17 protein-coding genes are annotated in these 15261 nt (G+C 31.7%); 1 reads left to right on the plus strand and 16 read right to left on the minus strand.

What is annotated here, in order from left to right:
* The first annotated feature begins 72 nt into the window (after positions 1-72).
* Entirely contained in the window at positions 73-1464 is a 1392-nt protein-coding gene (locus tag PQ463_RS03010; protein WP_274256246.1) for a M20/M25/M40 family metallo-hydrolase, read from the plus strand.
* Positions 1465-1533: 69 nt separating this feature from the next.
* On the opposite strand, the gene PQ463_RS03015 is transcribed toward PQ463_RS03010, so the two are convergent.
* The 16 genes from PQ463_RS03015 to PQ463_RS03090 form a co-directional block, all read right to left on the minus strand.
* A complete protein-coding gene (locus PQ463_RS03015; RefSeq protein WP_274256247.1) occupies positions 1534-1836 on the minus strand; it encodes a hypothetical protein in 303 nt (100 codons plus the stop codon).
* Positions 1837-1840: 4 nt separating this feature from the next.
* A complete protein-coding gene (locus PQ463_RS03020; RefSeq protein ID WP_274256248.1) occupies positions 1841-2293 on the minus strand; it encodes a hypothetical protein in 453 nt (150 codons plus the stop codon).
* Positions 2294-2379: 86 nt separating this feature from the next.
* Positions 2380-3060 carry a YiiX family permuted papain-like enzyme gene (locus tag PQ463_RS03025; RefSeq protein ID WP_274256249.1) on the minus strand — a complete coding sequence of 227 codons (681 nt, stop codon included), beginning with the start codon at positions 3058-3060 and terminating at the stop codon, positions 2380-2382.
* A gap of 99 nt (positions 3061-3159) precedes the next feature.
* Entirely contained in the window at positions 3160-4065 is a 906-nt protein-coding gene (locus PQ463_RS03030; RefSeq protein ID WP_274256250.1) for a hypothetical protein, read from the minus strand.
* Positions 4066-4088: 23 nt separating this feature from the next.
* Positions 4089-4907 carry a 3-deoxy-8-phosphooctulonate synthase gene (gene kdsA, locus PQ463_RS03035; RefSeq protein WP_274256251.1) on the minus strand — a complete coding sequence of 273 codons (819 nt, stop codon included), beginning with the start codon at positions 4905-4907 and terminating at the stop codon, positions 4089-4091.
* A gap of 575 nt (positions 4908-5482) precedes the next feature.
* On the minus strand, positions 5483-5929 hold the full coding sequence (locus PQ463_RS03040) for a 2-dehydro-3-deoxyphosphooctonate aldolase (protein WP_111424281.1): 447 nt from the start codon (positions 5927-5929) through the stop codon (positions 5483-5485).
* 14 nt (positions 5930-5943) lie between these two features.
* Complete coding sequence (locus tag PQ463_RS03045; protein WP_274256252.1) at positions 5944-6630, minus strand: lysoplasmalogenase; 687 nt, start codon at positions 6628-6630, stop codon at positions 5944-5946.
* Between the two features lie 8 nt (positions 6631-6638).
* Entirely contained in the window at positions 6639-7910 is a 1272-nt protein-coding gene (locus tag PQ463_RS03050) for a sterol desaturase family protein (RefSeq protein ID WP_274256253.1), read from the minus strand.
* A gap of 109 nt (positions 7911-8019) precedes the next feature.
* Positions 8020-9531, minus strand: coding sequence for a WG repeat-containing protein (locus tag PQ463_RS03055; RefSeq protein ID WP_274256254.1), 1512 nt, complete (start codon positions 9529-9531; stop codon positions 8020-8022).
* An 85-nt stretch (positions 9532-9616) separates the two neighbouring features.
* Complete coding sequence (locus tag PQ463_RS03060; protein ID WP_274256255.1) at positions 9617-9892, minus strand: ATP-dependent Clp protease adaptor ClpS; 276 nt, start codon at positions 9890-9892, stop codon at positions 9617-9619.
* Between the two features lie 37 nt (positions 9893-9929).
* Positions 9930-10763 (minus strand): 50S ribosomal protein L11 methyltransferase, encoded by an 834-nt coding sequence (gene prmA, locus PQ463_RS03065; RefSeq protein WP_274256256.1) that lies wholly within the window; start codon positions 10761-10763, stop codon positions 9930-9932.
* A 192-nt stretch (positions 10764-10955) separates the two neighbouring features.
* Positions 10956-11708, minus strand: a complete 753-nt coding sequence (gene tpiA, locus PQ463_RS03070) for a triose-phosphate isomerase (protein WP_111424288.1) — start codon at positions 11706-11708, stop codon at positions 10956-10958.
* A 55-nt stretch (positions 11709-11763) separates the two neighbouring features.
* The gene (locus tag PQ463_RS03075; RefSeq protein WP_274256257.1) at positions 11764-12261 is read right to left on the minus strand and encodes a TlpA family protein disulfide reductase; all 498 of its coding nucleotides are present in this window, start codon (positions 12259-12261) and stop codon (positions 11764-11766) included.
* 322 nt (positions 12262-12583) lie between these two features.
* Complete coding sequence (locus PQ463_RS03080) at positions 12584-13249, minus strand: alpha/beta hydrolase (RefSeq protein ID WP_274256258.1); 666 nt, start codon at positions 13247-13249, stop codon at positions 12584-12586.
* Between the two features lie 155 nt (positions 13250-13404).
* Complete coding sequence (locus PQ463_RS03085) at positions 13405-14505, minus strand: BT_3928 family protein (protein ID WP_274256259.1); 1101 nt, start codon at positions 14503-14505, stop codon at positions 13405-13407.
* A gap of 89 nt (positions 14506-14594) precedes the next feature.
* Complete coding sequence (locus PQ463_RS03090) at positions 14595-15137, minus strand: DUF1599 domain-containing protein (RefSeq protein ID WP_111283711.1); 543 nt, start codon at positions 15135-15137, stop codon at positions 14595-14597.
* Positions 15138-15261 lie beyond the last annotated feature (124 nt).

Consider the following 15261-nt stretch of genomic DNA (forward strand, 5'->3'; position numbering starts at 1 on the left):
AGAAATGTCGATAATTTTGTTCCTTTGCGAATGTACCATTGGTATACTAAACTCCAAATTACTACAGAAACTATGAAAAAAACGATTCTTTTAACTGCTTTAGTTTTAAACGGATTGACATCTTTTGCTCAGACAAATGATGAAAAAAACATTAAATTATTTTACAAAAAAGCTTTAACCGAAGCAAAATGCTACACTTGGCTAGAATATTTGTCAAATGATATTGGCGCTCGTTTGTCTGGATCTAAAGGGGCAGAACAAGCAGTTGACTATACTAAAAGACAATTAGAAAGTCTAGGGCTTGATAAAGTCTATTTGCAAGAAGTTATGGTGCCTCACTGGGTCCGTGGCGAAAAAGAAACAGCTTATATTCTTGACGGAAAAGTAAAAACCACTGTACCAATTTGCGCATTAGGAGGTTCTGTTGCAACTCCAAAAACAGGCCTTACTGCAGAAATAATCGAAGTTCAAGGAATAAAAGAATTAGCTGAACTTGGAGCTGACAAAGTAAAAGGAAAAATTGTTTTCTATAACAGACCAATGAATCCTGAAAATATTGAAACTTTTACTTCTTACGGAGCTTGTGTAGACCAAAGATTTGCAGGAGCAAAAGAAGCTGCAAAATTAGGAGCAGTTGGAGCAATTGTTCGTTCTATGAATTTGCGTCTAGATGATTTCCCTCATACAGGAGCGCAAAGTTATGGAGATTTGCCAAAAGCACAATATATTCCAACCGCCGCGATCAGTACAAACGGAGCAGAATTGTTGAGCAAGTCATTAAAAGCAAATCCAGCTTTGAAATTTTACTTCAAACAATCTTGCGAGACTTTGCCAGATGCATTGTCTTATAACGTAATTGGTGAATTGACTGGAACTGTAACTCCAGAAAACATTATGGTTGTTGGTGGGCATTTAGATTCTTGGGATTTAGCAGATGGTTCTCACGATGATGGAGCGGGAGTAGTGCAGAGTATGGAAGTAATTCGTATTTTGAAAAACTTAAACTACAAGCCTAAAAATACGATTCGTGTTGTGTTGTTTATGAATGAAGAAAATGGCGGAAAAGGTGGTGCTAAATACGAAGAAGTTTCAAAACAAAATAAAGAGAATCATATTTTTGCATTGGAAAGTGATTCAGGGGGATTTTCTCCAAGAGGATTTTCAATTGAAGCTGACGACGTTAATTTGAAAAAGATACAAGGTTATAAAGATCTTTTTGAGCCTTATTTAGTGCACAGTTTTACAATTGGCCACGCAGGTTCAGATATTAATCATTTAACCTCACAAGCTATTGTTAAAGCAGGTTTGAAACCAGATTCTCAGCGTTATTTTGATTATCACCACGCTGCAAATGATAAATTTGATGCTATCAATAAAAGAGAATTAGAGCTTGGTGCAGCAACAATGACTACATTAATGTATTTATTAGATCAAAACGGAATCGAAACTAAAAAAGCAAATTAAGATTCAAAATAAAAAAACGAAAGCCATAAGTTTTACTTATGGCTTTTTTTATGAATATGATTTTAAAGATCAAGATCTCATTACAACCAGATAATACAAAAAGGTAACTGGAATGTTAGAAAGCAACAATATGATTTTAAAACCAATGTCTTTTCGTTGTTGAGGTAAATGAATAAACTTTTCGGCTAAATGAAAAAACATAATCAAATTGACTACAATAGCCGCTAAAGCAAATGGCCACGCAATTACCAAAACATTTGGGCTTTCATTTGAAATAATATAAAGCATAAATAATATTGTGCTGATTATAAATGTGCCAACTGCCAATTCGATAGATTGTTTTTCTTCGGAAGGGTTGTGTATTGTTTTCATGATTTTAAATATTAAAAGTTTGCTGAATAGTTTGAATTGGCATAAAAAGCATTTTTGAAAAATCCAGATAATAGAAAGCATTTGCCTTTTTGCCTCTTTTAAATTGCTGAATGAAATAGTTCATTCGTTTTGGATAAAAAATAGTTCCAGTTATAATTACCATGAACAAATACAAGCTTTTCTTTCCATTTCCAAGCAAATAATATTGCATACCGATTTCTTCATAAACTGAAACTCCAGTATTGGTCAAAACATGAATAATGTCGTGATCTTCTAGTTTTTCCTGAATATCAAAGTGGTTCTTGTAAAGAAAATTTCCCAAACCAAATCCTAAGCTTTCTTCTGGATAGCTCATTAAGTGAGTCTTGTCGATGTCCCAAGGTTCATTTCTTTTAAAATATTTTTGATATGGTTTTTTAGAACATTCATACAGTTTTTCAATCAAATAATCTCTCATAAAGTATTGGTTTAAAAGTTCTTTGAATTTCAAAGTTAATTAGCAAATAAAAAAGCTAGAATGAATATGGACTAGCTTTTAGAATATTAATAATTGTCTACTACTGTTTTCAATATATTAGAATTGGCAATATCAGAAGGAGCAACGACTTTTTCCTCTAATGGAATATTGTTACCGTAACGCTCTTTTAGTATTTTCTGAACTCTCGGATCTTGCAAATTAAAATCTTTCAACTCTCTGAGTTTGGACAATTCGATTCCTGCGGCATTTTTGTAAATCTTCCAAATCAATTCAGAGCAATATATTCTATTGTCAGTCCATTCAAAATAAGCATCATATTCTTTGCCGTCAAATTGCTGACTGTAATCTTTCATTTTTTGTAAAATCTGTGGATTTAAAATGCTATCGTCTTTTAATCTTTTTACCACATATTTGCTATCTTTTCCATGTTTAATCCAATCTTCAAGTGGAGTAAGTTTTACTGGTTGAACGGCTTCAAAAACAAACCAATTTCCGTTAATGTCATAAATAATACCACAATGAGAAAATTTTGAATTGGTTGCAATTCGAACCGCTTCGCATTGTTTGGATTCCGAAGTCTGAAAAATAAGATCACCATCTTTAAATTTAGAAGCAATTGTTTTTTCTTTTTCTTCTTTGCTTCCTGTAAATGGATTATTTGGAAAAACTTTTATAGCAACAAATAGCGCACAGCCAAAGCTTATGATAAAAGTAATGATAGGGAATAGATATTTTTTGATTTTCATAAAGTATAGTTTAAAGTACTTTGAGTTGCAAAGTAAATGATAAAAAAAATAGCTGCCAAATAAAATGACAGCTATTTTCTAAATATATTTTGCGTAATATTAGATTCTAAAAATACCTCCAACTGCAATAATTCGTTGGAAATAAGTAAAGTGCTGAGAAGCTTTATCCTCAGGACTTGTAGTAGTTTTAATATCCTGCATGTTGATATAACCACCTTTTAACTCTCCTTGAACATAGAAATGTTTAAAAAAGGTAATATTTAAACCAGCTTTTGCAGAAACACCATAACCAGAAACGTGAAAATCATCATGACGTTCTTTACCTAAAATTGTAGTATTAGTTTTTGGATATAAAACACCAGCTCCAATACCTTCAGTTAAGTTAATCTGAACTTTGTCAATATTTGGCAATCCAAACCATTTAGAAACATCATCAAATCTGGCAACTTCAGTATTAATGTAGTTTAATCCATCTGTATGCTCGTACATTAAAAAAGCTGGGCCGTTTACATTTATTTCACCATTACCATAACCACCTTCTTTGGCTCCTCCTTGAGACATATCGACAGGAGTATTGTTGTAATTACCATTGTAAATTGATGCAGGATCATCTGAAGGCAAATTGATGTTTCCTGTAACATTTGCAATTTGGTTCTGTGACATTACATATTTCATGTGGTCAACACCAATTGTAACGCTATAATGATCGCTAAAAAAGTAACCAAGTCTCAAATTAGTTTGAGGAATAGTCATATTTACAGGATTAACATAGTCTACGTGCCATCCTTTTGGTTTGTCATGAGCAGACATATTCTCAACAGTAAAGTTGTAATCTTTACCTCTAAAGTTTACATCAGATTTTGAGTAGCTTTCTCTATTACCGCCCCACATTACAAAGAATTTACCTTTGTTGTGTGCAGCATATTTTTGTACTGGTATTTCTTCCTGAGCAAATGTGTTTAAAGAAACACAAGTCAGTAAGAAAAATAAAATTTTTGTTTTCAAAGAACTTAAGTATTATAAAATTATTAAAAGGCGTTTACAGTTTTTTTGATGGCTACCAACTTGTTCATTAAACCTTCAAAATAGTCTAAATGAAGCATATTAGCACCATCACTTTTTGCATTTGCAGGATCAAAATGTGTTTCAATAAAAATACCATCAACACCAACTGCAATACCAGCTTTTGCTACTGTTTCGATCATGTCAGGTCTTCCACCTGTAACTCCAGCTGTTTGATTTGGCTGTTGAAGAGAGTGCGTTACGTCTAGAACTGTAGAAGCATATTGTTGCATAGTAGGAATTCCTCTAAAATCAACAATCATATCTTGGTAACCAAACATAGTACCGCGATCTGTAACCATAACATTCTCGTTATTACAGTCTAAAACTTTCTGTACGGCATGTTTCATGCTTTCTGGACTCATGAATTGTCCTTTTTTCAAGTTTACTGTTTTTCCTGTGTTGGCAGCAGCCACAACAAGATCAGTCTGACGAACTAAGAAAGCAGGAATCTGCAATACATCTACATATTGTGCAGCCATATCAGCGTCTTCATTGGTGTGAATATCTGTTACAGTTGGAACGTGAAAAGTTTCAGAAACTTTTCTTAAGATTTTTAATGCTTTTTCGTCACCGATACCAGAAAAACTGTCAATTCTAGAACGGTTTGCTTTTTTAAAAGATCCTTTAAATACATAAGGAATCTGAAGATTGTCGGTAATACCAACTAATTTTTCAGCAATTCTAAGAGCCATTTCTTCTCCTTCAATAGCGCAAGGTCCTGCTAATAAAAAGAAATTTCCGCTGTCAGTATGCTTAATTTGTGGAATATGTTGTAAGTTCATAAAATTATTTTTTTGCAATGCAAAGGTAGTTATGATTTATGAATAGCAGATGAAGATTTAAGATTATTTTAAGAACTCTAATAACTGGCTAGGAGCTTAGTAGAATTAATGAATTTTTAAAATTTCTTTTAAATGATTCAATGCTTTTTCCGACGCAATATTAAAGCATGAAATTAAACTAATAGATGACATTTATCATGTTCTAAAGTTTTGTGCTCAATGCTGTTTTAATCTATTTTTTTCGATTTTCTCTCCATCTTTTAATCAAAAATTGGATTAGAATTATCAAAATCAGAATAAAAAAGAAAAAGAAGCAAACAACGGCAGTTCCAACAAGTGGCATTCCGCATCTCACTGGATTTGGTTCATAGAGTTTTGTAAGATTATAATCTGCAATATTAAAAGCCACAAAGGAGAGTGAAATTTGCAGAATAAAATTGATCCAGGAAATTCGGCTAAATTTTAATGAGGTAGGTTTATAGATAGAAATTGTTCCCAATATTAATTGTGATAATACAGGTAGAATAATAAGCAGCAACGGTAGTATATTAAGCATAATCTTAGATTGAGACTATTTATTTCAGCCTCAATCCCATCGGAACCATTAAAATTCCTTTTTCATAAATGTTTAAATAAAGCTTAACTGGCTTTTTCTGTCCTTCCCATTTCAATTCGTAGACATTTAAAAATCCAGCTCCCATATTGCTTCTTTTGGTTGGGAACGGACAGCAGGTTTCTAATCTGGTATACGTTATTTTTTCGCCATTTGGACCAGCCAAAGCGTTTAAGAAACGAGTTTCGTTTAAAGCCTCATTGTTGGTGTTCTGGAAAAATATATTAATCGGATAGTCAGGATCGTAACCGTATTTTTTGTCTTTAGCGAATTGCGTTATAGAAAAAGTATTATCCTTCTTTAAAATTAAATCAGGTGCGTTGTCATCGACATTTTTTAAAGTTGATTTGGTACTTACGCAAGAAGAAGCACTGATTAATAAAACAATTAAAAAAGCTATTTTTTTCATGATTCAAATATGTGTTAAACTGCCTGTTCTACTTTTTTTGGATTTAGTTTTAGTGTACCAACTACAATCAGATATTGTGCCAGAAGATACGTCAGCATAATAAAAAAGGAACTTTTTGGAATTGGAGCATAAAATTTATTTAAAGCCAGAATGCTATCTGAAATAACAAAGAAAACTGCACCCAAAAATACGAGCTGATTACCCGGTTTTTCCCAGACTAAAAATCCGTTGAAAGCAAATAAAAGCATAATTGAAATTACTGAGGCATAAATAGAAACGGGAATCTCAAGATCTCCTAAATAAGGCATTAAAACAGAAACCATTCCTATTAGGTAAAATGCAATTAAAATGCTGCCAAATATAAAAAGAGGTTTGTTCTGTTTTTTTCTAATTCTTTTCTGTTTATTAAAAAGTATGCAATAGATTATGTGCGCTGTTAGGAAACAGACTAGTCCTAAAATAAAGTAAATCTCGCCAAGGTCTGTAAAAAGCAAAATAACATCTCCAAGCCATGAAAATACAAGTGCAGCCAATAAAATATTCTTACTTTGAAATTTTCTGTAAAAGTAAGCTCCAAACCCTATAATAGGTATTAGAATAGGTTTGAGAAAAAGATCAAAGCGTTCGTAACCAGAAAGCAGTATAATGAGGTACACTATACTAAAAGCAGCATAAATTTTAAAAAAAGAAGAGTTTCTCATAATAGGGGTTATGAATTGATATATTGGTTTTGGTAGGTTTTAAAATCAAAATTAACAAAATAAAATGTCGTTAAAAAAGATAAAATCAGGTAAGCGAAAATAATATAATTACTACTTGGAATTACGCGATTTAAACCAAACCAATCTCCATAATAGCCAACAATACAAATTACAATTCCCAGTCGGAAGCCTTCCCATAAAACGGCATATTTACTTTTATCCATTAACTCTGTGTAGCTATATATCGTTAGAAAAATAAAAAAGCCATAAATAAAAATATTTGGAAGACCTATTTTGGCAATGTTATGAAATAGATAGCTTACAAAAAGTAATGTTATTAAAACCTGTGCAACAGACCAGTATATAAGTTTTTGAGAGTTTTGCGTGCCATATTTTTCAAAATTAAAAACATTCTCAATTTTGTTAACAGGATATTTTTCTTCAAAGTTTTCGGGACGCCAGCCTGTTGGTTTGAACCAAATGCTCAGTTTGTCTTTCCATTTTGGTGCTCGCCAAGCATCTTTTATTAATAAACTTAAATGCTGGAAATTTATTTTAATCGGATTCCAAGTATTAGCTGGTCTTGTGATGCCAAAAACAGGAGGAACATCATCTAATTCTTCTTGAAAAGTGCCAAAAAGTTTATCCCAAAAGATAAAAATCTGAGAATGGTTTTTGTCTAGATATTCTGGATTAATTGCATGATGCACACGATGATGTGATGGAGTAACCAAAATATGCTCAATAAATCCCATTTTTTTGATATGCTTGGTATGATACCAAAATTGTAAAAATAAATGAATAGGTAATGTAATAGCAATTACAGAGGCAGGAACGCCAAGTAAAGCTGCGGGAATCAATAAAAAAGTAAACAAATTGACTAAACTAGCAATAGGCTGACGGAGCGCGCAGGCAAGATTAAATTCTTCACTGCTGTGATGTATGGCATGTTTGTTCCAGAGAAAATTAATCTGATGTGCCAGGCGATGGCTCCAATAACCGTAAAAATCGATAACAAAAAAAGCAATGCAATAGGAGAGAACATTGGCTTCTAAATGTTGTAATGCAATTTTGGAAACCAGCCATTCATAAGAGAGAAAAGTAACGCTAAGACCCAAAACATCTTTTACCGAATTGGTAATGCCAGAACTGATGCTTGATACGCTATCTATCAATGGAGCAGTATCGTTCTTTTTATAAATGCCGTAGATTTTTTCAATAACAATTAAAGCTAAAAAAACAGGCATTGCGATAATCAATATCTTTCCGTATTCTTCCATAAAAAATGCATTCTATTTCATTCAAATATATAATAAAAACGAATGCATTTTGAATTATTTGCAATTAAAGAGCTATGAATGTATTATTTATTCAAAATCTAAATACAAATTATTGAGGTTCAAAAGGATATTTCACCGGATAAGACTTCACGGTTTTTGGAGTTTTTATATTAAATCGAACCACTTCTTTAATAATTTGAAATGAGTCGTATTTTAATTCTAATTGTATTTTATTATCAGCGTTTATAACACCATATTTATTGTTTTTCTTTACAACAAATTCTCCTGTTCCGTAAATCTCTGTAATTGCATCATATTCTGCTGGAATTGCCATTTTGTTCTTATTGCTATAAACTCCAAATTTGTTTTTGTCTTTAAAAATCTGATAATTACTCTTAAAAAATCCTTTAAAATTTGAATTGTTTTTTATGAACTCATCAACAAAGATTTCAGTTTCATTGTAATTATTGTTTTCAACTGTAAGAAGGTATTTTTTTGAGTTTTTATTGGCGAAAATTTTGTTTTGAGCAATACTATAAAAATTATACGCTTCAGGAATTATAATTTCTCCTTTGGCAGAAAGCATTCCATCTTTATTTTCTTGATTCGTTATAATATAGTAATGAGAAAAAGGATCAATATATTTATATGATATCGGAATGATTTCCTTTTCTTCATAAGGATTAATAATACCTTGCAAATTGTTTTTATAAGCAGAATAGTGATTTTTGAAAGAGATGCTGTCTTTAGAAAAAACTGCATAAACATTATCATAAATTAAAGGTTTCAAAACAGAATCTTTACCGTCTACTATTCCGTCTTTCCCATTGTTTTTTACGATATAAACTGAATTTGAAGGATAAATTTCATCAAACTTGCATCCAATTTCATATTGTCCATTTGAATTAATAATTCCTTTTTTCTTCGTGATAGTATTAAGAATAAGGAAAGCATCTTGAGCTAGTATTCTCTCAAACTGATGATTTTTGACTGGATTCAAAACAATATTTCCGAGAGTGTCAATTATTAAAGTGTTTTTATTTTGAAGCGTAACGATAGATCTTCTATGCTGGAAATACTCAATATCAAAAGCTTGAAAATTCGTAATTTGTTTTCCTTTTGCATCAAATAGATCAATACTGTTGTTATTCTGGACAAACAAAATTCCGTCGCTGCCCATTATGCTAGTATATTTAATAGGCAAAATGATTTTATTTTTAGTGTCAACAACTCCTGCTTTATTGTTTTTTGAAACTCGCACTAGATTATTTCCTAAATAATAAACATCTTCATAATCAAAAGGAATTTTAATGTTGCCTTGTAAATCAATATATCCTCTTTTGAAATTTTTATTTGCAATAATTCCTGCTTCAAATATGTTTTTTAGATCTTTTCTGTTCTCTATATATTCATAATTAGGCTTAAGAATCACATTGCCTAGAGAATCAATTAATCCCATTTTTCCTTTAAAGGTTCTAAAAACGGCATAATCATTTTCAAAACCATAAACATATTCGTAAGTCTTATTTTCCATCAATTGTTTGCGAATCGCCTCAAATTTTGATTGGCCTTTCGTCATAAAAGAGAATAACAGAATTATAAAAAAAAGGATATTTCTCATGATTTGTAATTAATGCAAATAAAAACGCATTCTCTTCAATTCTAGTATAGAATAAAACAGAATGCGTTTTAAAATTATGAGTCAATTAGACAATTTCGGCGCTAAGACCAGCTTCCAAAAGTTGCGTGCATTGAGGTTTAAGTTTTTCTATCGGGCCTGTCTTTACAGTGCATTTTCCGTTGTAATGTACAATCAAAGAGCATTGCTCGGCTTGTTCTGCAGTATGGCTGCAAACACGCATAAGAGTATCAATTACGTGATCAAAAGTATTTACATCATCATTGTAAACAATGATCTCGTTATTAAAAGCAATGGCTTCTTTTTCGCCAACTCTTTCTCTTACTTTTTCTTTAGTACTCATATTGTTATAGTTTTTGTACTGAATTGATTATCAATATCTAATTTACGTATTTTAAAGATACCCAGTTATTTCTTTGAAACTTTTTAACATAAGTTAAACCTTTTTCTACGCAAGAAGCGTCAATAAATGGAATATCTTCTTCGTAGAAACCGCTAAAAAGAATAATGCCTTTTGGATTCAAAGCATCAACATAGGTCTGCATATCGTTCAACAAAATATTTCTGTTGATATTGGCAATAATTAAATCATATTTTTTTCCTGCCAACAATGCTGCATCGCCTTCATAAACGCTGATGTGTTTGCAATTATTGCGTTCAGCATTTTCGATAGAGTTGAGGTAGCACCAGTTGTCGATATCAATGGCATCAATAGGTTCAGCGCCTTTCATTTCAGCCAAAATGGCTAAAATGGCAGTTCCGCATCCCATGTCCAAAGTTTTCAGACCTTTTACATCCATTTCTAGCAAATGCTGAATCATCATGTGTGTAGTTTCATGATGACCGGTTCCAAAACTCATTTTTGGTTCAATTACAATATCAAACTCAGCATCTGTTTTTTCATGAAAAGGAGCGCGAACATGGCATTTTCCGTCAACATCAATTGGTTCAAAATTCTTTTCCCATTCTTCGTTCCAGTTTACCTGATCGATTTCTTCAATAGTATATTCAATTTTAAACTCCTCAGATTGTAAGATGTAAATATCATCTAGGATATTTTCGTCCCATAAATCCTTCTTCACAAAAGCCGAAATACCGTTCTCAGTTTCTGTAAAACTTTCAAACGCTTTTTCGCCCAATTCAGCCACTAAAATTTCAGAACCCAATTCTTTCGGCTCAATCGTAAAATGATATCCTAAATAGATGTTTGACATAAATAAAAATTTTTGCAAAGGTAATTCTTAAATTATAAATTTTCAATTTAAAAATTCCAAATTCCAATACGAAAAAACCATTCGCTGTGCGAATGGTTTTTTGTAAAATCTAAAATCTAAAATCTAAAATCTAAAATCTAAAATCTAAAATCTAAAATCTAAAATCTAAAATCTAAAATCTAAAATCTAAAATTAGATAGCTGTAACGATAGCTAAGAAATCGTCAGCTTTTAAAGCAGCGCCTCCAATTAAACCACCGTCTACGTCTGGTTTAGAGAAGATTTCTTTAGCGTTTTCTGGTTTTACAGAACCACCGTATAAAATAGAAACTTCATCAGCGATTTCAGCTCCAAAAGCTTTGCGGATAGTTTCTCTGATAAATTCGTGCATTTCTTGTGCTTGTTCTGGCGAAGCAGTTTCTCCAGTTCCGATAGCCCAAACAGGCTCATAAGCTAAAACGATTTTAGACCAAGATTCTTTAGCGATATGAAAAACACCATCACGTAATTGGTTTTCAACAATGTTGAAGTGATTTCCAGATTGACGGTCTTTTAATTCTTCTCCGAAGCAGAAGATTACGGTCATGTCATGTTTTAAAGCTGTATCAACTTTGTCTGCGATTAAAGCATCTGTTTCGTGAAAAATAGCTCTACGCTCAGAATGACCTAAGATTACTGTATTAACACCAATGCTTGTTAACATATCTGCAGAAATTTCTCCTGTAAAAGCACCACCTTCAGCTTGGTGAACGTTTTGAGCAGAAACTCCAATAGTTGTGTTTTTTAATTTTGTAGCGGCCGCTTGTAAGTTTACAAAAGTTGGCGCTACAATTACTTGTGCATTTGTTTTTGCTGGAATTTTAGCAATTAATTCGTTTAATAATTCTTCAGTCTGTGCAGCGTTTTTATGCATTTTCCAGTTTCCTGCAACAATCGATTTTCTCATTTTGGTAGTTTTATATTATTTTTTTGTTTTTTGTTTGAAATTTATCATTGAAAAATTATTTCAATGATTGTAAAGTAGAATTGATTTTCTCAAAATCAGTTTCGATCGCTCTGTATAAAACGATTTTTCCTGTTTTGTCAACTACGATATATCTTGGAATCCAATCTAAATCAATGGCTTTTCCGAAAAGCCCCTTCATACCGTCGTTCATCATGTAATGATCGCCTTTATTTAATTCGTGTTTTTCGATTCCAGCTTTCCATTTATCAGCTGTTTTGTCAGCAGAAATGAATAAGTAAGAAACATCAGGATTATTAGCTTGCAATTCTTTTAGTTTTGGCATTGCTTTTACACAGTCGCCACACCAAGAAGCCCAAACTTCGATAACCAAAGTTTTTCCTTTGTATTTTTTTAAGATGTTTTTGAAAGTAACCTGACTTCCGTCAGAGGCTAGTAATTTCTCAGATAAAGCCTCTTTCGAAAAAGCTGTTTTCTGAGCTTGTGTGCAAGAAAAAGAGATAAATGCAATTACGGCTAGGACTAATTGTTTCATATTTTACTAAAATTATTTTTTATTAGGGTACTGAATTCACAAAGTTAAACAAACAAATGGAATGCCAATTGTACATTAACAAAATTTGAAGAGTCCTTTATTTTGTAACAAAATGAAGGATTTGGGTGAAAAAAAGTGAGATGAAAACGTAATAGTTGGCTGGAAAATCATGTATTTTTTAGAAACACTTTTTCTAGAAATAGTTAAAAAGCAATTTTTTTGTTTTGGACCGAAAAAAATGAAGCAAAAAAACGTCAGATTTCAACAAAAAATCCTTCAATAATTTAAATTTTATTGAAGGCTTTTTATCTTTTTTTGAAACTTAATTCAGTTCGTAATTTCCATTTGCCCATTTTTTGCTTGGAGTAAGCCAATTGTCCGCAGCTTTATACAAAAAGCCATGTTTTAGACCTGTGTTAAGTTCAATTTCTTTAAAATGCTCTATTTTACATTTAGACGTTTCTTTTCTTTTAATGGCAGAAACTCCGTAAATATCTGATTTTTCATAAATAGTTAAAATATTGCCACAGAAATTAATATCAGGAATTTCTTGAATATCAACATCTCTAAAGCATCCAATAAAAACAAAATTCAGATCTGGATTGGAGAGATAAGTTGAAACAAATTGAGCAATATAACCACCTTGTGAAGTCCCTATTACTGTGATATGATTTGGAGGGACGCCTTTCTTTATAAGCTTTTTGATCTGTTTTGCCATCTTCTCGGCATATTCAGCAGAGTTAGTGTTTTTCTTTCTTTTTTCACTAAAAACAATAAAGTTGTCTTTTCTATAAGATTCTAAAATTTCATTGTATTCTGCTCTGCCATATTCTGGATGAACTGCATTTAAATCATTTTCTTCAACAAATTTATTGTGAAAAAAGAAAATGTAACGTTGGTCTTTATTGATAGTTTTTTCTTGACTAAATGTGATGTTTGAAAGAAAAATAAAGGAGAATACAAAGAGGATTTTTTGAAGTGAACTCATAAAAAGGTTTTGTTTTTTTAATTGGTTTTAACAAATATATAAACTTAATAATCACTTTAATATTTTTCTTACTTCTTTGTGGAGGAGTTTTCTCAAAAAGAAGAACGCCAATTCATTTGAATTGGCGTTCTTAAAATTTATATTTTTTTGAAATATTATAATTTCAAATCATCTACATCATTGTAATGTACTTTTTGAGCGATAGTTCCGTCATGTACAACCACAATACTTGGATTTGCTCTTTCAACTGTTTTTAAAGCAGTTCCATCGCAGAAATAGAAATCGATGTCTAGAGCATAGTCATTTTTCGCTTTAGCGATTTCGTCAGCTCCAGAAGCAGTCATTCCAATTACTTTGTAACCTTTTGCTTTTGCGTCTGCAGTAACTTTTGCTAATTTTTTCATTCCTTCTGGATTTGATAGATTCAAATCGTAAGTTACATAAATCAGTAATTTAGGCTCTTTTAATAATTCTTCTTTGTAATCAGAATCATCTTTTGTCATGGTAAAATCATGAATAGGAGGCACGTAACCTTCAGAGATTATCTTGTCTTTTCTGTCAACAAATACTGCTCCTTCAGGAATATTCATTAAATCTTTTTCAGTAAATTCTTTATCAACTCCGTTTACTTTATAGATAAAAATCATTTCTACAACTGATTTTGGAGCACCTTCTGGAATTTCCATTCCTTTTTCGATGTTTGTTCCCACTTTATATGGACGGAAATCTTTGATCGGATTATGATTGATAACCCAAACCGCCATAAATACACATAAAATAATACTGATTAAAGTGATAATGTTAGTAACCAATTTAGAAAATAAAGGTTTTACTAATTTTTTGTTGATGAATAAAATCAAGATAAAGAATAGTAAAACAACATCTTTTGTGAATGATTGCCAAGGTGTTAAGTGTAAAGCATCTCCGAAACATCCGCAATCTTTTACCACATCAAAATAAGCAGAGTAGAAGGTAAGGAAAGTAAAGAAAACGATCAATAGTAATAAAGCCCAAATCGTTAGTTTTGATTTATAGCCAACCAACAGCATTACACCTAAAACTACTTCTAAGATCACTAAAAAGATCGCCAATCCTAAAGCCAATGGCTCTAAAAACGGCATATTGAAAACTGGTTCACTGAAATATTCAGCCAGTTTATAAGAGAATCCAACAGGATCATTCAGCTTTATTAATCCGGAAATAATAAATAGGACACCGACAAATAATCGGGAAAATTGAGTAATGATGTTTTTCATGGCAAATATTTAGGATTTAAATTCCAATTTTTTAAATCCCAAACTCCAATTTTGAAGTTGGAATTTGGGATTTTATTTTTTTGAAATTTTTATTTAGTAATTGGGTTTAGGATTAAAGCAAAAACAGAATAATTAATCATATCCTGATAATTAGCATCGATTCCTTCAGATACTATTGTTTTTCCTTTATTATCTTCAATTTGCTTAACGCGAAGGAGTTTCTGCAAAATCAAATCGGTTAACGAACTTACGCGCATATCACGCCAAGCTTCGCCGTAATCGTGATTTTTGGCTTCCATTAAGTCTTTGGTCAATTTTACTTTAGCATCGTATAATTCAGTTGCTTTTTCTACGTCAAGATCTGGCTGATCTACAACGCCCAATTCTAATTGAATTAAAGCCATAATCGAATAATTAATGATTCCGATAAATTCTCCTTTTTCGTCTTCATCTACTTTACGGACTTCGTTTTCCTGTAAACTTCTAATTCTTTGCGCTTTTATAAAAATCTGATCTGTCAATGATGGCAATCTTAAGATTCTCCACGCACTGCCATAATCTTTCATTTTATTGATAAACAATGTTCGGCAAACCGCGATAACATTATCAAACTCTTGGGAAGTATTCTTCATTTATATGCTGTATATTTGCTAAAATTTCTTCAAAAATAAGGATAATTTTTTAAGAGTTTCAAGTTTAAGGTTCGCTTTGTTTCAAGTTTTTTCTAAACAAAGTGTTAACGGACAACTTGAAACA

Source organism: Flavobacterium sp. KACC 22763 (assembly GCF_028736155.1).
GTDB lineage: Bacteria > Bacteroidota > Bacteroidia > Flavobacteriales > Flavobacteriaceae > Flavobacterium.